This is a genomic window from Streptomyces sp. NPDC046887 (assembly GCF_040644755.1).
Classification (GTDB): Bacteria; Actinomycetota; Actinomycetes; order Streptomycetales; family Streptomycetaceae; genus Streptomyces; species Streptomyces lichenis.
The window spans coordinates 318,631-341,034 of sequence record NZ_JBEYXH010000001.1 but is presented as its reverse complement, the minus strand read 5'-3'; the positions used below and the strand labels follow the sequence as shown (position 1 = coordinate 341,034).

Sequence of the window (22,404 nt, the reverse complement as noted above, 5' to 3'; positions counted from 1 at the left end):
GAGCGTCGTTAGCACTCATCGAGTGAGAGTGCCAGGAGGAAGACAAGTGCCGACCTACCAGTACCAGTGCACCGAGTGCGGCGAGGGCCTTGAGGCGGTGCAGAAGTTCACCGATGACGCCCTGACCGAGTGCCCGAGCTGCCAGGGCCGCCTGAAGAAGGTGTTCTCGGCCGTCGGCATCGTGTTCAAGGGCTCCGGCTTCTACCGCAACGACAGCCGCGGCTCGTCGTCGAGCAGCTCGCCGGCGTCGAAGTCCCCCTCGGGGTCTTCGTCCTCCTCGTCCGGGGACTCCTCGTCCTCGTCCTCCTCGGCTTCGGCCTCCTCCGGTTCGTCTGGTTCTTCCAGCTCCTCCGGTGGCTCGAAGTCGGCGGCGGCCTCCAGCTCCGCCGCCTGACGCCTGGCGCTTCGCGCATGGCCCCGCCGTACGGGTACGGCGGGGCCGTTCGCGTTGCCCGACCGCGTCCGTCCGCCCCCCCCGTTAGGGTGAACGGCATGGCGAACGCTATGGGGAACGACGCGGCTATGGGGAACGACGCGAAGGCAGCGAGCACGGAGGCACCGGCGGCCACCGCCGAGGCGGGGGCGGGAGTCCCGGCCGGCACGGTGGACACCGCCCAGCGCGCGGCGGACGCGGCACTGGCGGAGGCGGCCGCGGAGGCCGAGTTCGAAGGCCTGGCCCCGGCCCCACGGGCCGAGATCGGCGTCATCGGCGGCTCGGGCCTCTACTCCTTCCTCGACGATGTCACCGAGGTGACGGTCGCCACCCCGTACGGGACGCCCAGCGACTCCCTGTTCATCGGAGAGGTGGCCGGGCGCCGGGTGGCCTTCCTGCCCCGGCACGGCCGCGGCCACCATCTGCCGCCGCACCGCATCAACTACCGGGCCAACCTGTGGGCGCTGCGGGCCGCCGGGGTGCGCCAGGTGCTCGGCCCCTGCGCGGTGGGCGGGCTGCTCCCGGAGTACGGCCCGGGCACGCTGCTGGCCCCGGACCAGCTGCTGGACCGTACCAAGGCCCGCGCCCAGACCTACTTCGACGGCGAACCGCTGCCGGACGGCACGGTGCCCAACGTCGTGCACACCACGTTCGCGGACCCGTACTGCCCGATCGGGCGGAAGGTGGCGCTGGCGGCGGCGCACGGCCGCGACTGGGCGGCGGTGGACGGCGGGACCCTGGTGGTCGTGGAGGGCCCGCGCTTCTCCACCCGGGCGGAGTCGCGCTTCCACGCGGCGATGGGCGGGGCGGTCGTGGGCATGACCGGGCACCCGGAGGCGGTCCTCGCCCGTGAGCTGGGACTCTGCTACACCTCACTGGCCCTGGTGACGGACCTGGACGCGGGCGCGGAGACCGGCGAGGGCGTCTCGCACGCCGAGGTGCTGCGGGTCTTCGGGGAGAACCTGGGCCGGCTGCGCGAGGTGCTGTTCGACGCAATCGCCGCCCTGCCCGAGAACGGCAGCCGGTCCTGCCTGTGCACCCGGGTCCACGACGGCTGGGACCTGGGCATCGAGCTGCCCTGACCGCCCGCCTGGGTGAGCGGGTTGTCCACAACCGGGCCGCTCGGGACGGGGCCGTGACGGGGTTGTCCACAGGCCCGAGCGGGATCGGAAGACGTACGGGATCGTGAGGCGCGTCGGCGAACTGCCGGCGCGCCTTTCCTGTCGTCCGGAGTCCTCCCGGCTCCGCGTCTCCGCTGGTGGTGGCCCCATGACCTCGGTTCCTCGTTCTCCCTCGGCCTCCGGTCCTCCTTCTCCCTCGGCCTCCGGTCCTCCTTCTCCCTCGGCTCTGTCCCCTTTGCCGTCTGCGTCGTCTTCCTTCGCGTCGGTGCCCGGGGCCCATGGGGTGCCGGGGTTCACCCCGCTGCGGGTGCGCGGTGGGCGCCACCGGCTGCGGCGCGCGGTCCGCAGGAGACGGCGGGCGATGGCCGCCGGACTGGCGGTGACCGCGGCCGCCCTGGCCGCCTCCGGGCAGCGCGGGCCCGGGGAGGGGGACGGGCCGCGGATCGCGGCGGCAGCGCAGCCCGAGCGCCGCCCGGCGCGATCGGCGGAGCTGGTCGCGGCACCGGTGCGGATCGCGGACGCGGAGACCGTGCGGCTGCTGCGGCCCGGCGACCGGGTCGATGTCATCGCCGCGCCGCTCGGGCCGTCCGCGCGGCCCTGGGGCGGCGCTTCCGAGGAGGAGCCGACGGCCCGGGTGCTGGCCCGGGCGGTGAGGGTGGCCGAGGTGCCGCGCGCCGACCGGCACGGCCGGGGTGACGAGGGCGGTGGCGCCCTGGTGGTCCTCTCCGTGCCACGGATGACCGCCGCGGCGCTGGCCGGTGCGGGCGGGCGCTCCCGGCTGGCGGTGGTCGTGTGCTGAGCAGTGGGGCGGGCCGCCGTCGGAGACTGTGGGACGGCCGCCGGAGATGGTGGAGCGGCTGCCGGAGATGGTGGAGCGGCTGCCGGAAGTGGTGGGGCGGCTGTCAGAAGTGGTGCGGCGGCTGCCGGAAGTGGTGGAGCGGCTGCCGGAAGTGGTGGGGCGGCGGTCAGAGGTGGTGGGGCGGCTTCTCGTCCAGGAAGCGGGCCAGGTCGGCGGCGCTGCCACCGGACTGGGGCCGCTCGCCCCAGCCGCGGTCGGTGTCGTCCGAGGACTGCTGGTCCAGCGGATCGTCGAAGACCAGTGCCGGTGTGGTCGGCCTCTCGGCGGGCGGACCGCTCGGCTCGCTCTCGTCGGTGCTCCGGCTGCTGCTCGGAGCGTGGGTGTTCCTCATGCCTCCAGCGTACGGGCGGAGGCAGGCCCCCGGTCCGGGCGCCCGCCTCCGTCCGGCGGGCCCGGCGCTACGGGAAGGTGTAGCGGGTGTGGCTGAAGGTCTGGCCGTTGTGCCCGAAGCCGTAGGCGGTTCCGGGGGCCACGGCGAACAGCAGGTCGTCGCCGGTGCGGATGGTGTCGCCGAAGCCGTGGAAGGTGCCGTCCGGCGAGGTGATGTGGTCCCCGTACTGCTCCTCGAACGCGGCGATGACCTCGTCCTGCCGCGCCGGATCCGTCACCCGTTCCGCCACGCCCTCGACCACGATGTCGAGGCCTTCGGAGAGCGAGGCGTGCCCCGTGGTGAGGGCGCAGTGGGGGTTGCCGGCCAGGTTCCTCGCCTTCTGCTCCCCCGTTCCGGTGCTGAAGTGCAGCGCCCCGTCGTGCCAGGCGGCGATCAGCGGGGTGACGTGCAGTCGGCCGTCGGGCCGGACCGTGGTGATCCAGAAGACCTCGGCGTCCCGCATGCGACGCTGGGCCTCGGCCCAGTCGGTGGCGGTGACGCTCTCGGCTCCCGGACGCGGGTTGAGCGCGGCGCTGTAGCGGGCGTCGAGCTCGGTCCTGGGCTGCTGGCCGGGCCGGCTCCCGGGCTGCTGCCGGCTCCCGGGCTGCTGCGGAGTCATGCGGCGCTCCCTTCCGTCTCCACAAGAGGCTATGCAGGACCGCCCGGTGGCGCATGGGCACGCCGCCCGGGTCATGACGGCCGGGGGTCTGCCGCCCTGAGGTCCGTAGGCGAGGGGCGGAGGTGTCTGGTGTGCTGGGGGCATGACATCCACACCACCCGAGCACCCGCTGCGTCCGCTGGTGGCGCGCAGCCGCCAGGAGGCCCACCGGGCCGCCACCCCGCTGGAGCTGTTCTTCGACCTCTGCTTCGTCGTGGCGGTCGCGCAGGCCGGGGCGGGGCTGGTGCACGCCGTGGCCGAGGGCCACGCGGGCGAGGGCGTGGCGAACTACGCCATGGTCTTCTTCGCCATCTGGTGGGCCTGGATGAACTTCTCCTGGTTCGCCTCGGCGTACGACAACGACGACGCGCTCTACCGGGTCGTCACCCTGGTGCAGATCGCGGGCGTGCTGGTGCTGGCGGCCGGGGTGAGCCGGGCCTTCGAGGAGCACGACTTCCTGGTGGTCTGGCTCGGCTACCTGGTGATGCGGCTGGCGATGGCCACGCACTGGTTGCGCGCCGCCCATCACGCCTCCGGGCCCGAGCGGACCATGGCGCGGCGGTACGCGGGCGGGGTGCTGCTCTGCCAGGTCGGGTGGACGGCGCTGGTGCTGGCGCCGGAAGGGGCCCGCCCCTGGGTGTTCCTGGTGATGGCGCTGGCCGAGCTGGCGGTACCGCCGCTCGCCGAACGGCACCACGCCTCCAAGTGGCACCCGCACCACATCGCCGAGCGGTACGGGTTGTTCACCATCATCGTGCTGGGCGAGACGATCGCGGCGGCCACCGTGGCGGTGAAGACCGGGGTCGCGGAGAGCGACGAGCTGGCCGAGCTGCTGCCGATCGCGGTGGGCGGGCTGCTGCTGGTCTTCGCCGCCTGGTGGGTGTACTTCGTGGTCCCGGCGCACCAGCGGCTGCTCTCCAGCCGCCAGGCCTTCATCTGGGGCTACGGCCACTACGGCATCCTCGGCGCGGCCGCGGCGATCGGCGCCGGGATCGAGGTCGCCGTCGAGCAGGCGGTCGGGGTGGCCCATCTGTCGGCGACGGCCGCCGCGGCGGCGGTCACCCTACCCGCGGCGCTGTATCTGCTGCTGGTCTGGGGGCTGCACGCGCGGTACTTCAAGGCGGGGATGGCGCAGCAACTGGTGCTGCCCTGCGCGGCGCTGGGGATTCTGCTCTGCACCCTCGCCGGGAAGTGGGGGGTGTTCGCGGCGGGGCTGGTGGCGGCGGGCGCGGTGGTGGTCGGGGTGTCGCTCACGGCGCGGGCGGCTCGGGCGGCCAAGGCCAAGGCGGAGGCGGAGGCGGAGGCGGAGGGGCGGGGAAACCCGGGCGCGGTGGACGGTGGGCGTGGTACGCAGGAGGGATGACACACGCTGATGGCAGCGCTGGGATGGACGGAGCCCGGATGGACGGGGGCCGGGAGGACGAGGGCCGGATGGGCGGAGGCCGGGGGGACGAGGGCCGGGGGGACGGGGTCCGGAAGGACGGGGGCCGGGCCGATGGGCTGACGGATGTTCCTGGGCTGCGGGTGGGGCATGCCCGGGTGCCGGGTGAGCGGGCGTTGAGCGGGACGACGGTGGTGCTGGCCCCGGAGGGCGGCGCGGTCGCGGCGGTGGATGTGCGCGGTGGTGGGCCCGGCACCCGGGAGACCGACGCGCTGGATCCCCGTAACGTCGTCCAGCGCATCGACGCCGTGGTGCTGACCGGCGGCAGCGCCTACGGGCTGGAGTCCGCGGCCGGGGTGATGGCCTGGCTGGAGGAACGGGGCCGCGGGGTGCGGGTCGGGCCGGACCCCGCGCAGGTGGTGCCGGTGGTCCCGGCGGCCTGTGTGTTCGACCTCGGCCGCGGCGGCGACTGGCGGGCCCGCCCGGACCCCGCGACCGGCCGGGCCGCCGTGGAGGCGGCGGCCGCCTCCGCCGAGGGCGCCCCGGTGGAGTGCGGGAACGTGGGCGCGGGCACCGGCGCGGTGATCGGCGGGCTCAAGGGCGGGGTGGGCACAGCAGCCATGGTGCTGCCCTCCGGGCTCACGGTGGGCGCCCTGGTGGTGGCCAACGCGGTGGGCTCGGCGGTGGACCCGGACACCGGGGTGCTCTACGGGGCCTACGGGGACGGGCCGTTGACCGTACCCGATCCGGCCGTTCACGCCGCCGCGGTGCGCCGGCTGGCGGAGGCGGCCGGGAAGCGGGGCGGCCCGCCGCCGCTCAACACCACGCTGGCGGTGGTCGGCACCGACGCCGAACTGTCCCGCGCCCAGGCGCGGAAGCTCGCGGGCACGGCGCACGACGGCATCGCGCGCGCCGTACGGCCGGTGCATCTGCTCAACGACGGGGACACGGTGTTCACCCTGGCGACGGGCGCCCGGCCCCTGCCGGAGGCGGACGGTCCGCTGGCGCTCAACTCCCTGCTGTCGGCGGCCGCGACGGTCGTGACCAGGGCCATCGTCCGGGCGGTGCGGGCCGCGGAGCCGGTATCCGGACCCGGCGGTGACTTCCCCTCGTACCGGGAGCTGTGGCACCGGAGGTAGGGCAGGACGGGTACCCGGGGCGGGCTCGGGGGGCGCGGGAACTCGCCATGCGCGCCCTTCGTTTCGCGGAAGCCGGGACACGTTGTCAGACCCAGGGACTACCTTGAGCAAGCATCGTGTGACACGCGGCGACGGCCTGGAGATTCACTCTTGAACGTTCCGGATGAGCAGTACGAGACGACCGAGACGCATGTCGAGCGCCTGCTGGGGCGGGCGCTGAACTCCTTCGACCTGCCGGACTTCCTGGTCGACCGGCTGGACTCGGCGCTGGCCCACGCCAGTTCGCTGCACTCCTGCGTGCACAGCGGCCCCCGGCACCGGCTGACCCACCGGCACACCTATCTGCTGGCGGACGGCTCCTCGTTGACCCTGTGGGAGCTGGTGCACAACACCGGGCGGGACGGCCGCGACCAGCACGAGCTGTATGCCGATGAGACGGAGTTGCGGCTGGCGGCCTCCCGGCTGCCGGACGGGTTCGGTGCCTGGCCGCACCCGGCCGGGCTCTCCCTCGACCTGGACACCCTGGAGGTGCCGCAGGACACGGTGGCGGTGTACGGGCGCCCGGCGGTGGCCCCGTGGACCTGCGAGCCGGACGGGGCGGCGGACCACGCCCGCCGGGTGCTGCGCCGCGCGGAGAACGCGGACCGGCCGGGCGAGCGGACGGCCGCCCGGCTGCGGGGTGCCTTCGCGTACCACATCCGGCAGGTCTTCGGCCGCCAGTGCGGGCCGGCCGACCGGTACATCGGCTTCACCCTGTACGAGCACGCCTTCCTGCTGCTGGACGGCAGCGAGACCAGCCTCTGGGAGGTAGAGCACACGGCGACCCCCGACGGCCGCCATATGTGCGAGGTGTACGAGCACGAGCGCGCCGCCCGCGAGGCGATGGAGCACCGCGCCCGGGTGCGGTGAGCCCACGGAGCCGATTCTTCAGCGGGGCCCGGTCCTTCGGGCCCAGCCCCTCCCGGGGGCCAAATCCCTCCCGGCGCCAAGTCCCTCCCGGGGCCCGATCCTGCGGCGGGACTGCCTACGGCCCTCGGGTGGTGTCCCGCATGCGGTGAACCGCCGAGGGCCCCGGGGGTGACCCGGGACCCTCGGCGGCCGGTCAGCGGCCGGGCGCCCCCGGCCGGACACCGACCGGGCGGGGGCCTGCCCGGCCCCGCTGGGGAGCGTGGCTCAGCGGCCGCCGCCCCGACCCGCCGAGACGGGCTCCCGGTCGGCCTCGGCGGCTTGGGCGACCTTGGTGGCCTCGGGGGCATCGGCGACCTTGGTGGCCTCGGTGGCGCCAGCGCCCCCTTCGTTCCCGGCGGGCGCCGGTGCGGAGGCGTCCGGCTCCAGGCCGGCGGTCTCCTGGTGCTGCTTGGGCCGGCGCGGCAGGGCGAACATCACCAGGAAGATGGCGCCGAGCACCGCCGCGACCACCCACAGCGCGCCCTGGAAGGCCTCGGTGAACGCCCCGCCGACCTCGGCCGGGGTTCGCGGTGCCGCGTCGTCCACGGTGTCGAAGAACACCACCGACACCAGGCCGAGTCCGAGCGCGGTACCCATCTGCTGGGTGGTGTTGATGAGCCCGGAGGCGGAGCCGGCGTGCTCGCGCGGCACCTCGGAGAGCACCGCGTCGGTCAGCGGGGCGACGATCAGGCCCATGCCCGCGCCCATGACCACCAGCGGCAGGATCATCTGCCAGGAGTGGATGCCGGTGCCGTACCGGTCGGCCTCCCAGATGTAGAGCAGCAGTCCGGCCGCCATCGTCAGCGCGCCGGTCTGGAGCACCTTGCGGCCGAAGCGCGGTACCAGCTTCTGCACCGAGATGCCCGCCGCGACCGAGACCGCGATGGAGAACGGCACCCCGGTCAGACCGGCCCGCAGCGGGGTCCAGCCCAGTCCGATCTGCATGTACAGCGTCCAGACCAGGAAGAACACACCCAGGACGACGCCGAAGGTGAGCTGTACGGCGATACCCGCGGCGAAGCTCTTGACCTTGAACAGCGACAGCTCGATCAGCGGCGAGCCGTCCTTGCGGGCCTTGTACCGCTCGTACGCCACCAGGACCGCGAAGACCAACGGGCTGGCCAGCATGCAGAGGTGGCCCCAGAGCGGCCAGCCGAGCTCGCGGCCTCGGGTGAGCGGGTAGATCAGCATCAGCAGGCCCAGCGTCACCAGCGCGACCCCGACCAGGTCCAGCCGGAGGGCCCGGCCCGCCTTGGACTCGGTGATGTACTTCCGGCCGAGGATCAGACCGGCGATGCCGACCGGCAGGTTGATCAGGAAGATCGGCCGCCACTCCAGGCCGAAGAGGTTCCACTGGGTGAGCAGCGCGCCCAGCAGCGGGCCGGACACCGCGCCGAGCCCCACGATCGCGCCGAACAGGCCGAAGACCTTGCCGCGTTCATGCGCCGGGAAGGTGACATGGACGATGGCGAGCACCTGGGGCACCATCAGCGCGGCCATCGCGCCCTGGAGCAGCCGGGAGGCCACCAGCATCTCCGGGTTGGCGGCGAAGCCGCAGAGCGCGGAGGCGAGGGTGAAGCCGGCTATCCCGACCAGGAACAGCCGCTTGCGGCCGTAGATGTCGCCGAGCCGTCCACCGGTGATCAGTCCGGCGGCGAACGCCAGCGCATAGCCCGCGGTCACCCACTGGATGGCGCCGAAGGAGGCGGACAGGTCCCGCTCGATGCTGGGGATGGCGATGTTGACGATCGTCACGTCGACCAGGTCCATAAAGGCCGCGGTCATGACGATGGCGAGCGCCAGCCAGCGGCGCCGGTCGCCCGGGGGCGCGGCGGCCTCCGGGCGTCCGGCGGGGCTGATGTGGCCAGTGGTGCTGGTGGGGCCAGCGGGATGGCTGAGCTTGGTGGGGTGGTCGGTCATGGGAACACCGTAGGTGGCCTTTAGGCCAGCAAGCGTCCTAATAGGCGGGCCATGATGGACGGTATGACGGACACCCCGGCACGGCTGCTGACTCTGCTGTCCCTGCTCCAGACGCCACGTGAATGGCCCGGCAGCGAGCTGGCCGGACGCCTCGGCGTCTCGGCCCGTACCATCCGCCGCGATATCGACCGGCTCCGTGAGCTGGGCTATCCCGTGGAGGCGACCCGCGGCGCGGTCGGCGGCTACCGGCTGGTCGCCGGGGCGGCGATGCCGCCGCTGCTGCTGGACGACGAGGAGGCGGTCGCCATCGCGGTGGGGCTGCGCGCCGGGGCAGGGCACGCGGTGGAGGGGGTGGAGGAGGCCTCCGTACGGGCGCTGGCCAAGCTGGAGCAGGTGCTGCCGTCCCGGCTGCGGTACCGGGTGTCCGCGCTCCAGCACGCCACCGCCCCGCTGGTGCGCGGTGACGGGCCGACCGTGGCGCCCTCCACGCTGACGGCGCTGGCCTCGGCGGTCACCGGGCACGAGCGGCTGCGGTTCGGCTACCGGGCGGCGGACGGGACGGAGACCCGGCGGCTGGTGGAGCCGTACCGGCTGCTCGCCGCGGGCTGGCGCTGGTATCTGGTGGCGTACGACGTGGAGCGGGCGGACTGGCGGACCTTCCGGGTGGACCGGATCACCGAGCCGTTCCCGACGGGGGCGCGGTTCACCCCGCGCGAGCTGCCGGTGGAGGCCCGGGGCGACAACCGGCGGCTGCTGGGCATCTCGGAGAACCGGGAGCGGGTGGACGGCCGGGAGGGCCCGGAGAATCTGGTGGACGTCACCTTCCAGGCGCCGGCCGACCGGGTCCGGGCCCGGGTGCCGGACTGGCCGGAGCCCGAGGAGACCGGCCCGGAGAGCTGCCGGGTGCGGATGGCGGCGCCCGGGTCGGCGGGCGCGGTGGAGTGGCTGGCGCTCCGGCTCGCGGGGGTCGGCCACCCGTACACGGTGCACGGCCCGGCGGAACTGGTCGCCCGCACCGCCGCCCTCGGCGCCCGCCTCACCGCGGCGGCCGGTACGAGACCGGAGGGCCAGCCGGAGGGCCACACGAGGCCCGAGGCCCGCACGACGCCCGAGGCCCGGTCGGCGCCCTAGGCCCGGTCGGCGCCCTAGGCCCGGTCGGCGCCGGAGGCCCGTACAAAGCCGTAGGCCCGCACAAAGAGTCGTAGGCCCGTACAAAGCCGGACGCCCCAGCGCCGGACGCCCGCACGGTGCCGGACGCCCGCACAACGCCGTAGGCCCGCACGACGCTGGACGCTCGCACAAAGCCGGAGGCCTCGGCACCGGAGCCCCGCCCGGACCCGGAGGCCCCGGCGGCCGGCTGAGCCTCGGGGTCTCCTCCGCATGCCCGCCGGCATCAGGCGGCCGGGGTCAGGCGGCCGGGGTCAGACGGCCGGCATCAGACGGCCGGGGTCAGGCAGCAGTCCGGGGTCAGGCGGCCGCGTCGAAGCCGGTGTCGTGGGCCATCCGCTTCAGCTCCAGCAGCGCGTGCTTCTCGATCTGCCGGATCCGCTCACGGGTGAGGCCGTGCTCCTTGCCGACCTCGGTGAGGGTGCGCTCGCGGCCGTCCTCGATGCCGTACCGCATCCGGATGATCGAGGCCGTACGGTGGTCCAGCTGGCCGATCAGGTCCTCCAGCTCCTCGCTGCGCAGCAGGGTGAGCACGGACTGCTCCGGGGAGACGGCGGAGGTGTCCTCCAGCAGGTCCCCGAACTGCGTCTCGCCCGCGTCGTCCACCGACATGTTCAGCGAGACCGGGTCGCGGGCCCAGTCGAGCACATCGGTGACCCGCTCCGGGGTGGAGCCCAGCTCACCGGCGATCTCCGCGGCCTCCGGGTCGCGGCCGTTCTCCCGGTTGAACTCGCGCTGCACCCGGCGGATCCGGCCCAGCTCCTCGACCAGGTGGACGGGGAGGCGGATGGTGCGGGACTGGTCGGCGATGGAGCGGGTGATGGCCTGGCGGATCCACCAGGTCGCGTACGTGGAGAACTTGAAGCCCTTGGTGTAGTCGAACTTCTCCACGGCGCGGACCAGGCCCGCGTTCCCCTCCTGGATGAGGTCGAGCAGGGGCAGCCCGCTGCGCGGGTAGCGCCGGGCCACCGCGACGACCAGTCGCAGGTTGGAGCGGATGAAGACGTCCTTGGCACGCTCGCCCTCGGCGACCAGGCGCGCCAGCTCCTCGTGGGAGGCGCCGGCGGCGGCACCGCCCTCCGCGGCCTCGGTCTCGCCGTCCAGGATCTGCCGGGCGAACACCCCGGCCTCGATCGTCTGGGAGAGCTCCACCTCCCTGGCGGCGTCGAGCAGCGGCGTACGCGCGATTTCGTCGAGGTACATGCCGACCAGGTCGCGGTCGGCGATCTCGCCCACGGCGCGAACGCTGCGTGCCCGGTCGGAGGTCTCACCGGCGGTGGACTGACGACGGGCGACGGCACGGGTTGCCATGCGAGCTCCTTGCTGAGTAGCCGAGTAGGTCGCGACACCCTTCCGGGTGCCCTGCATCCGACGGAAACAACGACTGGAATCCGGACAGAATTCCCATGCCGCCCCTCGTTTTTCGCGATCATGCAGTACCCTGTCGGGCCGCCAGCACGGGCGCGGTATGAACGATCAAGGAGAGGCGCAGGTCAGACGGATGCGAAGGCCGACCTCAGGGCCCTCAGGAACCTCTACCGCCACGGGGTGACTGAGACCGCCGTCACCCTCGGCGCCGAGCCCGTCACCCCGGAACGGCACCTTTCGCGCCCCGCCCCTTTGGAAAGCCCCGCTCGGAACGCTCCCACTCGAAAGACGGATCGCACCGGCTCCGGGTTGCCCCGCGGCCCCGGCGACCCCGGCAGCGGGGTCAGCCGTACTGCACCGAGCGCTTGGCCAGCCCCATCCAGAAGCCGTCGATGACGCTGCGCCCGCCGTCCAGCTCCCCGGCCGCGTCGGCGGCGCCGAGGGTGACGAAGAGCGGGGCGAAGTGCTCGGTACGGGGATGGGCCAGCGACCCGGCGGGCGAGGCGTGCGCGAAGTCCAGCAGCGCGTCCACGTCCCCGGCCTCCAGAGCCGCCCGCCCCCAGTCGTCGAACTCGGCCGACCAGCCGGGCGTCCCCTCGTAGCGCAGGGCGGCCAGGTTGTGGGTGAAGAAGCCGCTGCCGACGATCAGCACGCCCTCGTCGCGCAGCGGGGCGAGCCTGCGGCCCACCTCCATCAGCCGGGCCGGGTCCAGGGTGGGCAGGGAGATCTGGAGCACCGGGATGTCGGCGCCGGGGTACATCTCGACCAGCGGGACGTACGCGCCGTGGTCCAGCCCCCGGTCCGGGACGTCCGCCACCGGCATCCCGGGGGCGCGTAGCAGCTTGCGTACGGAGTCGGCGAGCGCCGGTGCGCCGGGCGCGGGGTAGCGCACGCGGTAGTAGTGCTCAGGGAAGCCCCAGAAATCGTAGACCAGGGGGATGGTGTCGACGGCGCCGAGGGCGAGCGGCGCCTCCTCCCAGTGGGCGGAGACCACCAGGATCGCGGCCGGCCGCGGCAGGGCCGCCGACCAGGTGGCGAGCTGTCCGGGCCAGAGCGGGTCATCGGCGAGCGGGGGCGCCCCGTGGGAGAGATAGAGCGCGGGCATGCGCTCGGTGGCGCCGCCGAGGCTGCCGGTCGTGGTGGTGGCCATGGCGGTGCTCCTTACCGAAACTGCGTTTCACGCTGTACTTGAACTTTCAACCTCCCTCGCACCGTAGCGCCATATAATCAAATATTCAAGAAGTCATAGAGTGGGACATATGAACCGGGCACCTCACGCTGCGACCGCCTCCGACCTCGACCCTCACGACGAAGGCGACTCCGCCCAGGCCCCACGGGCCCCACGGGCCCCGCGCTGGCTCAGCGACGAGGAGCAGCGGGTGTGGCGGGCGTATCTGCACGCCACCACCCTGCTGGAGGACCATCTCGACCGGCAGCTCCAGCGGGACGCCGGGATGCCGCACGTGTACTACGGACTACTCGTCCACCTCTCCCAGGCGCCCCGCCGCCGGATGCGGATGACCCAGCTGGCCAAGGACGCCAAGATCACCCGCTCCCGGCTCTCGCACGCCGTGGCCCGGCTGGAGAAGAGCGGCTGGGTGCGGCGGGAGGACTGCCCCTCGGACAAGCGCGGCCAGAACGCGGTGCTGACCGAGGAGGGGTACGCGGTGCTGCGCCGCAGCGCGCCCGGGCATGTGAACGCCGTACGGCAGGCGATGTTCGACCGCCTCACCCCGGAGCAGGTCGGCCAGCTCGGGGAGATCATGACGGTGATGGCCGAGGGGCTCCAGCCCGCCGACCCCAAGGCCGATCTGCCCTGGCTGCGGTGACCCTCACTGGGTCAGGTGGTGAGCAGCACGCCCGCGTAGGCGGCCGCCGCGATCAGCACCCAGGAGGTCAGCCCCAGCACCGCCACCTTGGCTCCGGTCCGGGCCAGCGAGGGCAGATGCACCGCGCTGCCCAGTCCGAACAGGGCCGCCGCCAGCAGCAGTTCCTGGGCGTGCCCGGCGCCGGTGAGCACCGGCTCGGGCAGCACCCCGGTGGTGCGCAGCGCCACCATGGCGAGGAACCCGGCGACGAACAGCGGCACCAGGGGCGGCCGCCGCCCGGCCCCGCCCCGGCCGGCGCCCGCGGCCCCTTCCCGTACGCCCGCGTCTCCGCCCCGGTCGCCCGCGCTTCCCTCCCGTACGCCCACGCCGGCGGCCCGGCGCCGGGCGGTCAGCACCAGCATCGCGACCAGCGGGGCGAGCAGCGCCACCCGCATCAGCTTGACCAGCACGGCCTCGCCCAGCGCCGCCGGACCCGCGGTCTGCGCGGCGGCCACCACCTGGCCGACATCGTGGACGCCCGCGCCGACCCACCGCCCGAACTGGGCGTCACTCAGACCGAGCGGTCCGTGCAGCAGCGGCAGCACGGCGATCGCCAGGGTGCCGCAGAGGGTGACCAGAGCGACCGCCGTCGCCGCGTCCTCTCGGCCCTGCTCCCGGTCCTCCTCGCTCTCCGCCCGGTCCCGGACCGCGCTGACCGCGCCGATCGCGGAGGCCCCGCAGATGGCGTACCCGGCCGCGATCAGCAGCGGCTGGTCCCCGGGCAGCCCGAGCCGCCGCCCCAGCCACCAGGTGCCGGCCAGGGTCAGCCCGACCACGCCGACCACCATGGCGACCGTCCGCCAGCCGAGGCCGGCCACGTCCGAGAGGCTCAGTTTCAGGCCGAGCAGCACCACCCCGACCCGCATCAGCCGCTTGGCGGCCAGGGTGAGCCCGGCCCGGCAGCGCCCGCGCAGTCCCTCCCGTACCCGGGGGGTGTGCGCGGCGGCGATGCCCAGCACCACGGCCACGGTGAGGAAGGGGACGGCCGGCAGTGCCCGGTGCACCAGCCAGGCGGCGCCCACCCCGGCCGCCGCCACCGCCAGCCCGGGCCACGGCCCACTCGCCCACCACCGGCCGGTGGCCGGGCCCGCGCCCGCAGTACGGGGCCGGGTGGTGGTCCGATCCAGGAGGGCCATCAGCGGTCGGCCGGGAGCCGGTACACACGGCGGACGCTGCTGCCGAGCCGGGTGATGTCGGCACCGTAGACATGGAGCGATATGGCCGTGTCCGTACCGCCGTTGCACACCCGGTGGATGTCGCCGGGCGGGGCGAAGGCGGTGACCGTACCGGCCGTGCTGACCAGGTCGCCGGCCGCCTCCAGCCGTGCGCCCGGACCGCCCGGGCGGTCCGGGACCAGCCGGTAGCGGCGCTCGTGCTCCTCGCCCCGGTGGATCCCGGTGACGCACCAGGAGACATGGTCGTGGATCGAGGTCTCCTGGCCGGGCAGCCAGACCAGGGCGACCAGCGAGAACATCCCGTCCGGCTCGGCGTGCAGCACATGCTGGCGGTAGTGGTCCGGGTCGCCCTCGCACTGGGCGGGGGTGAGCAGGTCCGGCGCGGTGAGGTGCGGCCGCAGCGCGTCGGCGACCAGCCAGGCGGTGGCCTCCGGCGGCAGCCCGCGGTCCACCGCCGCGCGGATACCGCCGACGAGCGTCCGCAGCCGGTCGGTGGTCCGGGCGGTGGTCCCGTCGCTGGTCCGGGCGGTGGCCCGGTGGGTGGTCCGGTCGGCCGTCGTGGAGCTGGCAGTGGGGGTCATGACGGCAGCGTCGACGCGCGCGGGCGGGGCCGTCCAAGGAGGGTCCGTTGGCGGGACCCCAACGCCCGCTTATGGGTCGGCCGTTCTCGTACGGGACGGGGCTCAGCAGCCCACCCGGGCCTCCGCCGCCGTGGTGATCTCCTCCAGCAGCAGCGCGGTGGCGGGGATCCGCAGATGGTCGCGGAGCGCGTACGCGTAGACCTGGCGGCGGGTGTGCGGCTCCAGGATCCGCCCGGTGACCTGGCCGTGGCAGAGGAAGGACAGCACCAGCGACGGCACCATGGCGATGCCCACCCCCGCCGCGACCAGGCTCTGCAGCACCAGGTTGTCGTCCGTGGTGCAGGCGATCTCCGGGGTGAAGCCCTCCTCCGCGCAGGCGTGCACGAAGTAGGTGCGGCAGCGGGCGCAGCCGGCGATCCAGCGCTCCCCGGCCAGGTCCGCGAGGCGTACGGAGCGCCGCCGGGCCAGCGGGTGGCCCACCGGCAGCAGCACCGTCAGCGGGTCCTCCATCAGCCGGACCCCGGCCAGCTCCTCCGGGGCGTCGATCGGGAAGCCCGGGTAGTCGAAGGCGATCGCGATATCGCACTCGCCCCTGGCCAGCGCCCGCAGCGAGTCCGGCGGCTCCTTCTCGCTCAACTCCACCATCACACCCGGGTGCTCGTCCCGGACCCGGGCCATCGCGCCCGGCAGTATGGTCGCCGCCGCGCTGGGGAACGCGCAGACCCGCACCCGTCCGGACCGCAGCCGGGCGATGGCGTCGATCTGCTGCTGGGCCACCGCGAGGCTGTCGAGTATGGGACCGGTGTGCCGGGTGAGCGCCTGCCCCGCCTCGGTCAGCCGCAGCCCGCGTCCGATCCGGGTGAAGAGCGCGGTGCCGACGTCCCGTTCCAGCGCCTTCATCTGCTGGCTGACGGCGGGCTGGGTGTAGCCGAGCGCGCGGGCGGCCGCCGTGTAGGAACCGGTCCTGACCACTTCCTGGAAGGTCCTGATGTACCGGGAATCGAACACCCGGGCAGCATAAGCCGACGGCGGGCGGGTCGAGAGGGACGGGCGGAGAGGGGGCCCGGAACCATAAGCGGAAATTGGGGTACGGAATCCGCCCTCTCCCGGCCCCCGCCCCCTCCCGACCCCCTGCCCCTTCCGGTCCACCGCCCGACCGCACCCCCTGCCGCTCCCCCGGCCCGGCAGCCGACCGCGTCCTCGGCCCCTCCCGCCCCCCTGCTACCGGCCGACCGCATCTCCTGCCCCCGACCTCCACCGCCATGCGCGCGGGGTCCCGGCCCACGCCTCCGCCGCCGGGAATTCCACCGATCGGATCAGCCCGGCGCGCGCCGGTGCGCCACCCGGCTGACGCTGAGCGCAGGGAGCGCAGCCCGGATCCGGCCGGCTGCCGGACGGGCGAAGGCGGGCGTGGGTATGCGGCAAGCACTGCGGCTGCGGCCGCCACTGCGGCGAATACGCAGACCGATCGCCCTGGGCGCGGCCACCACACTGGTGGTCGCCGGGCTGGCCACCGCCAGCGCCACGCTGCCCGACCCGTCCAGTGCCTCGGGCGCCGGGCCGATATCCGCCCGGGAGGCCGCCGAGGACCGGGGGCTGGACCCCTGCCGGATCGAGCCGCCGCTGGGCGTGCAGCTCTCCGAAGGGGTGCCGACCGGCTCCGGCTACACCCGCTCCACCGGCCAGGTCCGCTCCCTCAACCTGATGGTCGACTTCTCGGACGCGCCCGGGGACGGCCCGGCGATGAAGCGGTTCTCCGAGTTCTTCCCGCAGACCGAGCGGTGGTTCCGCGCCAGCTCGTACGGGCGGCTGCGCTACCGTGCCGAGACCCCGCTGCCGGACTGGCTGCGGATGCCGGCGCCCTTCTCCGCGTACGGGATCGAGCGCGGTTCGCCGTACGAGCCGGGGTACCGCCAGCTGGTCCAGGACATCGTGGCCGCCGCCGACCCCAAGGTGGACTTCAGCACCTACGACCTGGTCAACATCCTGGTCACCCCGAACGCCGGGCCGTCCGCCCTGGACACCGTCCTCTCCGTGACCTTCTCCGGCAACGGGGAGGCCCCGCAGGCGGACGGCACCCCGCTCGCCAACACGTCCTTCGTCTACAGCCGCCAGGACGACGGCTCGGGCAGCTACCACGAGACCGGCTTCCGGGTGCTCCCCCACGAGAACGGCCATGTCTTCGGGCTGCCGGACCTGTACACCGCCGAGGGCGGCGGCGCGGTCGGGCACTGGGACATCATGTCCGAGGACTGGGGGGCCGACAACGACATGCTGGGCTGGCACAAGTGGAAGCTCGGCTGGCTGGACGACAAGCAGATCAAGTGCGCCGCCGCGCCCGGCAGCCGGGACTTCACCCTCACCCCGCTGGCCAGGAAGGGCGGCCCCAAGCTGGCCTTCGTCCCGCTCACCCCGGAGTCCGGATACGCCATCGAGGTCCGCACCCGGGCCGGCAACGACGAGGCGGTCTGCGATCCGGGCGTGCTGATCTACCACGTACGCGCCGACGTGGACACCGGCCAGGGCCCGATCACCGTCGCCGACAGCGACGAGGAGAGCGGCGGCTGCACCCGCCGCCCCAACGTCCACGCCGAGCTGTCGGACGCCCCGTTCCGCCCCGGTGAGTCCTTCGCCGACCACGAGGCCGGCCTGCGGATCACCGTCCTGGGCGAGAACCGCCGCACCGGCGCCTACCGCGTCCGCGTCACCCGCGCGTCCTGAGCGGAGCCTTCCACCCGCGGCCCTCCGTTCCGGCGCAGGGGACGGAAGTCGGGCGGCAAGACGGTCGTACGGTCGTGGCGGAGCTGGATCTGCCGGCGGGGCGCCCGGCCCCGTAGCCGTCCTGGGGAGGGAATCCGGCGTAACCGCGGCCGGTAGGGTCAGTGGATCATGGAGACTCTGGTCCTGTCGGCCACCGCGTTGACCGCCCTCGTCCTGCCGAACATGCTGGTGTGGCGGCTGGGGCGGCGAGCGAGGGTCCCCCGATGGATCCGGGCCATGTTCCTGGTGGCCGGGTGGATGACGGTGATCCTCGGCTTGACCCTCGCACTGCGTGCGCAGCCCTTCCTGTTTCCCGAGACATCGCCCTGCGGCAGGGAGATGATGCCCGTCTCGCGGTACTTCCCGCCCGACTCCTTCTGCCTCCACGCGGACGGGGAGTTGCGGACGGTCAACGGGCCGGACGCCAGGTTCTTCTTCTGGGCCGCCGTCGGCACCACCGTGGCGATGGTGGTCGCCGCCGCTGTCGTCGTCGGTAGGCGGCGGCTACTCGCCCCCGAGCTATCCGGCGACCCGGCGAGCCCCGCCGGCCCACTCCGGCGAGCCCGGCGCCGGTGGCGGGCCGGCCGGTAGCGGCCCTACGCGTCCGGATCGCCGCCGAGCCCGGCCCGCAGCTCGCGCTTCAGGACCTTGCCGGTGGCGTTGCGGGGTAGCGGGGCCTGCTGGATGCGGATGTGCGCCGGGACCTTGAACGGGGCGAGGCTGCCCGCGACATGGGCCCGCAGCTCCTCCTCGTCCGCCGCCGCGCCCTCGCGCAGCCGGACCACGGCGGCGACCTCCTCGCCGAGGCGCGGGTGCGGTACGCCGAGCACGGCGGCGTCCAGGACGTCGGGATGGCCGTGCAGAGCGGTCTCCACCTCCACGCAGTACACGTTCTCGCCGCCGCGGATCACCATGTCCTTGAGCCGGTCCACGATGGCGACCCGGCCGCCCTCGTCCACGGTCGCCAGGTCGCCGGTGCGGAACCAGCCGTCGGGGGTGAACGCGGCGGCGGTCGCCTCCGGGTCCTCCCAGTAGCCGCGGACCAGGGACTGGCCGCGCAGCCACAGCTCGCCCACCTCGCCGTCCGCCACCGGTTCCCCGTCCGCCGCCGCGATGCGCACCTCGGTGGCCGGGGTGGGCCGTCCGACCGCGCCCGGGTGGAGCCGGTAGTCGTCCCCGGAGTGGGAGAGGACTCCCCCGCTGGTCTCGGTCAGGCCGTAGCCGTTGCGCGGCTGGACCGGGCCCGTGCAGCGGGCGGCGATGCCGGGCGGCGCGGCGGCCCCGCCGGTGCCGAGCAGGGTGAGCGGTCCGAGTCCGCGCGGGTCCGCCTCGGCGGCGTCCAGCAGCTGGAGCGCGGTGGTGGGGACGCCCGCGTAGTGGGTGACGCCGTGCGCGTGGACGAGGTCCAGGGCGTGCCGGGCGTCCCACTTGCGCATCATCACCAGCGTGCCGCCCGCCGCCATCACCGCGTACACCGAGGTGAACGCGGCCACATGGAAGAAGGGGAAGGTGGTGAGGGAGACGGGGGTGGGGCCGAGCCCGGGCACGGTCCCGGCCTCCAGGGCGGCGAGCGCCACGTGGTAGCGCGGGTTGGCGGCCGCCCCGGCCTGGGCGAGGTGGGTGGCGACGGCGCCCTTGGGGCGGCCGGTGGTGCCGGAGGTGTAGATGATCGTTGCGTCGTCCTCGGGCCGTACGTCCACCTCGGGCGGCCCGAGCGCGGGGTCGGCGGCGGGCAGGTCCTCGTACCGCTGTTCCTTGTGGCCCTCCTCCGCGTGGAAGACGAGCAGGTGGGCCGCGTGCTCGGCGGCCCAGCCCCGTACCCGGGCGACCCGCTCGCCGTCGACCAGCAGTAGCCGGGGCCGGCAGTCGTCCAGCGCGTACCGGAACTCCTCCTCGGTCCACCAGCCGTTGAGCGGTACGGCGACGAGTCCGGCCAACTGGGTGGCCCAGAAGGCGATCTGCCACTCGGGGTGGTTGCGCATCGCCACCACGGCCCGGTCGCCCCGGCGCAGCCCGTACACCTCGGTGAAGTGCCGTGCGAGCGCGCAGGCGGCGGCGAAGAACTCCCCGTAGGTGTAGGTGCGTTCCTCCGCCACCAGGAACGGCCGCTCGCCGTACGCCCAGGTCACCTCGGCGAACTCGCGCAGGGTGCGGGGCCCGTCCGCGTAGATCCGCCGGCCGTCCGGCCCGGTGGTGGTGGCGAAGGGCGCGCCGGGCGCGGTGAGCAGCGCGGCGGGGTCGGTGCCGCGGTGCAGGTGGTCGGCGAGCGGTTCGACCGGGTCGGCGAGCGGTTCGGCGGGATCGCTGTGCGGCACGGCGGGTCGCCCTTTCCTTCGTGTCTCCGAGCGTCGTGACCCCGGCGCCCGACCTAAGCGCTTGCTCATGCCCTCGCGACGCTATGCCCGTACGGCCCGTACGTCAAGGTAGATGCATATGCCACCCACCCGGCCTCGATCCGCCGGATTCCGCTGGGCACTGTTCCGGGACGGGTCATTCTGATACCAAGAAACCTCTGCCGGAGAATGGAGATCGACATGTCCTCGGAAAGGTACGCCATGCCTCGGATAGCCATCGTGGGGGCAGGGATCGGCGGTCTGGCCGCCGCCGTTGAACTACTGAAGGCGGGATTCCGGGTGGAGGTGTACGAGCAGTCACCGGAGTTATGCGACGTCGGCGTCGGACTTCACCTGGGGCCCAATGGAAGCCGCATCCTGCACCGGATGGGACTGGCCGGCCCACTGGCCCGGGAGGGCGTGCGTCCGGACAGCCTCGAAATACGCGACTTCTCGGGTGGGGGCACCCTGGTGAGGCAGCCCATGGGTGCCTGCTGGGAAAGGGAGTTCGGGGCGCCGTACTACACGATCCGCCGTGCCGATCTGCATCGGATGCTCGCCGGCCGGGTGCCGCGGCGGCACCTGCACCTGAACCGCCGACTGGTCCGCTACGAGGACCGCGGCGGTGAGGTGCTGCTGGAGTTCGCCGACGGGACCAGGGCCGGAGCCGACGTACTGGTCGGCGCCGACGGTATCCACTCGGTGGTCCGCAAGGCGGTGGCCGGTGATGACACCCCGGTGTTCTCCGGGAACCACGCCCTGCGCGGCACCGTCCCGGCCTCGGCCGTGCCGAGCCTGCCGCCCCGCACGCTGCTCGTCTGGCCCGGACCGACCGCACGGCTGCTGCTGTCCCCCGACAGCGGGGGGCGGGAGTGGACGTTCGTCGGGGTGTTCCAGAGCCCCGAGGGTGTCGGCGATGAGGCCGGGTCCTGGGTTTCGGGCGGCGATCCAAAGGACGTAGAGAAGCTCTTCGGAGGATGGAACCCGCAGGTCAAGGAGGTGGTATCGGCGGTGACCGAGGTCAGTCGCTGGGCTCTGTACGACCGTGAGCCACTGCGGCGGTGGACCCGGGGCCGGGTGACCCTGCTCGGTGACGCGGCGCACCCGATGCTGCCGCACCACGGCCAGGGGGCCAGCCAGGCGCTGGAGGACGCGGTCGCCCTGGCGCACGCTCTACGCCGGGGGCCGTCGGGTCTGCCGCGGTATGAGGCCGTCCGCAGAGCGCACACCGCTCGGGTACAGCTGGGCTCGCGCGGCAGTGGCTCCCTGCGGATGCCGCAGGCACCGCCGGAGCGCTCAGCCGTGAAGGACGGCGGCCGCGCGCTGTCCGGCCTGGTCAGCGAGGTGGCGTGGATCTACCGCTACGACGTGGCGGCCGCGCTGGGGCCGGCCGCCGGGGAAGCTCCCGTGGAAGGGGCGTCACCTATAGAAAAGGTGTAGGGATTCTTCAAGGAGGTCCCTCTACGTTCTCTTGTGCAGCTCATTCGCCGGCCGAAGAGGGAGTCGCTCCATGCCGCCACGCGAAATCGCACCGGAGATCAGCAGAAGGGACGCGCTCCGCTCGTCCTTGGGAATTGCTGCCGGCGTCGGCATTTCGGCCTCCGGAATGGCGTTCGCGACCCCTGCCGCGGCCGCGGACCGTAGCACGGCCACGAGGTTTCCGGACGTTCCGGGAATGCATGGCGACCGACGCGCCAACGAGATGTGGTACCAGTTCGACGAGGTGACCAAGTACAAGTCGGACCGGGAACTCACCGATGCGTACATCGCCATCGGCAAACTCTTCGAAGGCGACATCGAGCGCAGTGTCCTGGCGAAGTGGCAGGCGCTCAGCCCGTCCCCGGAGTACCCGGCGAACTTCGCCCGGTTCGTCGCTCCGGCGAAGGAGGCGTTCGCGGTGGTGTCCCGGGCGCAGCTCGACGTCTTCGACGCGTACTACCGACGGCGGGGCGCGGGCCTCGCCTCGGCGTTCGTCGACTTCGGCCAGGGTGTGCTGTTCGATCCGCGCAGGGCGGACGTCGAGTCCGAGGTGCACACGATGGACGGCAACCCGCCGAGGGGTTACCACGTCTGGCACGCCTACATCCGCGCCATGCTGCTGCTGGGCGTCGACGTGGGGCGCTGGGAGTCCATCGCCCGGTACAACGCCCTGGCCTGGGCCGTCCAGTCGGTGGCGAAGCCGGCCCTGCGGGCGGTCAATCCCCCGCTGCCGAAGGCCACCGTGGCGCGGCTGGCGGCCACCTGGCTCCCGCGCGACGCGCGCCGACTCGACGGGGACTTCCAGTCGTTCCCCTACCCCGGGCAGTGCCGGTGACCGGATCGT

Annotated in this window: 21 protein-coding genes; 12 read left to right on the top strand and 9 right to left on the bottom strand. The window is 73.7% G+C overall.

Translation table 11 applies throughout. The annotated features are described in order from the left end of the window. Positions 1-46 precede the first annotated feature (46 nt). From ABZ945_RS01515 to ABZ945_RS01505, 3 genes are all read left to right on the top strand, one after another. Positions 47-394 carry an FmdB family zinc ribbon protein gene (locus tag ABZ945_RS01515; protein WP_361262108.1) on the top strand — a complete coding sequence of 116 codons (348 nt, stop codon included), beginning with the start codon at positions 47-49 and terminating at the stop codon, positions 392-394. A gap of 98 nt (positions 395-492) precedes the next feature. Then, positions 493-1,515, top strand: coding sequence for an S-methyl-5'-thioadenosine phosphorylase (locus ABZ945_RS01510; protein ID WP_361262105.1), 1,023 nt, complete (start codon positions 493-495; stop codon positions 1,513-1,515). A 304-nt stretch (positions 1,516-1,819) separates the two neighbouring features. Further along, complete coding sequence (locus tag ABZ945_RS01505; protein ID WP_361262102.1) at positions 1,820-2,353, top strand: RcpC/CpaB family pilus assembly protein; 534 nt, start codon at positions 1,820-1,822, stop codon at positions 2,351-2,353. Between the two features lie 166 nt (positions 2,354-2,519). On the opposite strand, the gene ABZ945_RS01500 is transcribed toward ABZ945_RS01505, so the two are convergent. Next, entirely contained in the window at positions 2,520-2,744 is a 225-nt protein-coding gene (locus tag ABZ945_RS01500; RefSeq protein WP_361262099.1) for a hypothetical protein, read from the bottom strand. 67 nt (positions 2,745-2,811) lie between these two features. Continuing rightward, a complete protein-coding gene (locus ABZ945_RS01495) occupies positions 2,812-3,402 on the bottom strand; it encodes a pyridoxamine 5'-phosphate oxidase family protein (RefSeq protein ID WP_361262096.1) in 591 nt (196 codons plus the stop codon). A 142-nt stretch (positions 3,403-3,544) separates the two neighbouring features. Between ABZ945_RS01495 and ABZ945_RS01490 the strand changes: the two genes are divergently transcribed. The 3 genes from ABZ945_RS01490 (at position 3,545) to ABZ945_RS01480 (ending at position 6,870) form a co-directional block, all read left to right on the top strand. Further along, positions 3,545-4,804: a low temperature requirement protein A gene (locus ABZ945_RS01490; protein WP_361262093.1), complete on the top strand. Its 1,260-nt coding sequence runs from the start codon at positions 3,545-3,547 to the stop codon at positions 4,802-4,804. A 68-nt stretch (positions 4,805-4,872) separates the two neighbouring features. Continuing rightward, positions 4,873-5,961, top strand: coding sequence for a P1 family peptidase (locus ABZ945_RS01485; RefSeq protein ID WP_361262891.1), 1,089 nt, complete (start codon positions 4,873-4,875; stop codon positions 5,959-5,961). 150 nt (positions 5,962-6,111) lie between these two features. Then, entirely contained in the window at positions 6,112-6,870 is a 759-nt protein-coding gene (locus tag ABZ945_RS01480; protein ID WP_361262090.1) for a DUF6227 family protein, read from the top strand. 264 nt (positions 6,871-7,134) lie between these two features. Here the strand turns inward: ABZ945_RS01480 and ABZ945_RS01475 are convergent, their stop codons facing one another. Further along, positions 7,135-8,694: a DHA2 family efflux MFS transporter permease subunit gene (locus ABZ945_RS01475; RefSeq protein WP_361262888.1), complete on the bottom strand. Its 1,560-nt coding sequence runs from the start codon at positions 8,692-8,694 to the stop codon at positions 7,135-7,137. Between the two features lie 198 nt (positions 8,695-8,892). Here ABZ945_RS01475 and ABZ945_RS01470 point away from each other — a divergent pair, with 198 nt between their 5' ends. Next, a complete protein-coding gene (locus ABZ945_RS01470) occupies positions 8,893-9,960 on the top strand; it encodes a YafY family protein (RefSeq protein WP_361262087.1) in 1,068 nt (355 codons plus the stop codon). A gap of 336 nt (positions 9,961-10,296) precedes the next feature. On the opposite strand, the gene ABZ945_RS01465 is transcribed toward ABZ945_RS01470, so the two are convergent. Next, positions 10,297-11,307, bottom strand: a complete 1,011-nt coding sequence (locus ABZ945_RS01465) for a sigma-70 family RNA polymerase sigma factor (RefSeq protein WP_361262084.1) — start codon at positions 11,305-11,307, stop codon at positions 10,297-10,299. Between the two features lie 400 nt (positions 11,308-11,707). Beyond that, positions 11,708-12,514, bottom strand: a complete 807-nt coding sequence (locus tag ABZ945_RS01460; RefSeq protein WP_361262081.1) for a class III extradiol ring-cleavage dioxygenase — start codon at positions 12,512-12,514, stop codon at positions 11,708-11,710. A gap of 109 nt (positions 12,515-12,623) precedes the next feature. On the opposite strand from ABZ945_RS01460, the gene ABZ945_RS01455 reads away from it, so the two are divergent. Further along, the gene (locus ABZ945_RS01455; protein WP_361262078.1) at positions 12,624-13,193 is read left to right on the top strand and encodes a MarR family transcriptional regulator; all 570 of its coding nucleotides are present in this window, start codon (positions 12,624-12,626) and stop codon (positions 13,191-13,193) included. Positions 13,194-13,204: 11 nt separating this feature from the next. Here the strand turns inward: ABZ945_RS01455 and ABZ945_RS01450 are convergent, their stop codons facing one another. The 3 genes from ABZ945_RS01450 to ABZ945_RS01440 all read right to left on the bottom strand — a co-directional run bounded on the left by ABZ945_RS01450 (position 13,205) and on the right by ABZ945_RS01440 (position 15,996). Next, a complete protein-coding gene (locus ABZ945_RS01450) occupies positions 13,205-14,368 on the bottom strand; it encodes a putative sulfate exporter family transporter (RefSeq protein WP_361262075.1) in 1,164 nt (387 codons plus the stop codon). Further along, entirely contained in the window at positions 14,368-14,988 is a 621-nt protein-coding gene (locus tag ABZ945_RS01445) for a cysteine dioxygenase family protein (protein WP_361262072.1), read from the bottom strand. The genes ABZ945_RS01450 and ABZ945_RS01445 overlap by 1 nt, the downstream gene beginning before the upstream one ends. 102 nt (positions 14,989-15,090) lie before the next feature. After that, on the bottom strand, positions 15,091-15,996 hold the full coding sequence (locus tag ABZ945_RS01440; RefSeq protein WP_361262069.1) for a LysR family transcriptional regulator: 906 nt from the start codon (positions 15,994-15,996) through the stop codon (positions 15,091-15,093). 408 nt (positions 15,997-16,404) lie between these two features. On the opposite strand from ABZ945_RS01440, the gene ABZ945_RS01435 reads away from it, so the two are divergent. Both ABZ945_RS01435 and ABZ945_RS01430 read left to right on the top strand, forming a co-directional pair. Further along, positions 16,405-17,709, top strand: coding sequence for a M6 family metalloprotease domain-containing protein (locus tag ABZ945_RS01435; protein WP_361262066.1), 1,305 nt, complete (start codon positions 16,405-16,407; stop codon positions 17,707-17,709). Between the two features lie 168 nt (positions 17,710-17,877). After that, positions 17,878-18,339: a hypothetical protein gene (locus ABZ945_RS01430; RefSeq protein WP_361262063.1), complete on the top strand. Its 462-nt coding sequence runs from the start codon at positions 17,878-17,880 to the stop codon at positions 18,337-18,339. Between the two features lie 5 nt (positions 18,340-18,344). On the opposite strand, the gene ABZ945_RS01425 is transcribed toward ABZ945_RS01430, so the two are convergent. Then, positions 18,345-20,003 (bottom strand): class I adenylate-forming enzyme family protein, encoded by a 1,659-nt coding sequence (locus ABZ945_RS01425; RefSeq protein ID WP_361262885.1) that lies wholly within the window; start codon positions 20,001-20,003, stop codon positions 18,345-18,347. 279 nt (positions 20,004-20,282) lie between these two features. On the opposite strand from ABZ945_RS01425, the gene ABZ945_RS01420 reads away from it, so the two are divergent. Further along, positions 20,283-21,521 (top strand): FAD-dependent monooxygenase, encoded by a 1,239-nt coding sequence (locus ABZ945_RS01420; protein ID WP_361262060.1) that lies wholly within the window; start codon positions 20,283-20,285, stop codon positions 21,519-21,521. A gap of 235 nt (positions 21,522-21,756) precedes the next feature. Next, positions 21,757-22,395: a hypothetical protein gene (locus tag ABZ945_RS01415; RefSeq protein WP_361262057.1), complete on the top strand. Its 639-nt coding sequence runs from the start codon at positions 21,757-21,759 to the stop codon at positions 22,393-22,395. Positions 22,396-22,404: the final 9 nt, after the last annotated feature.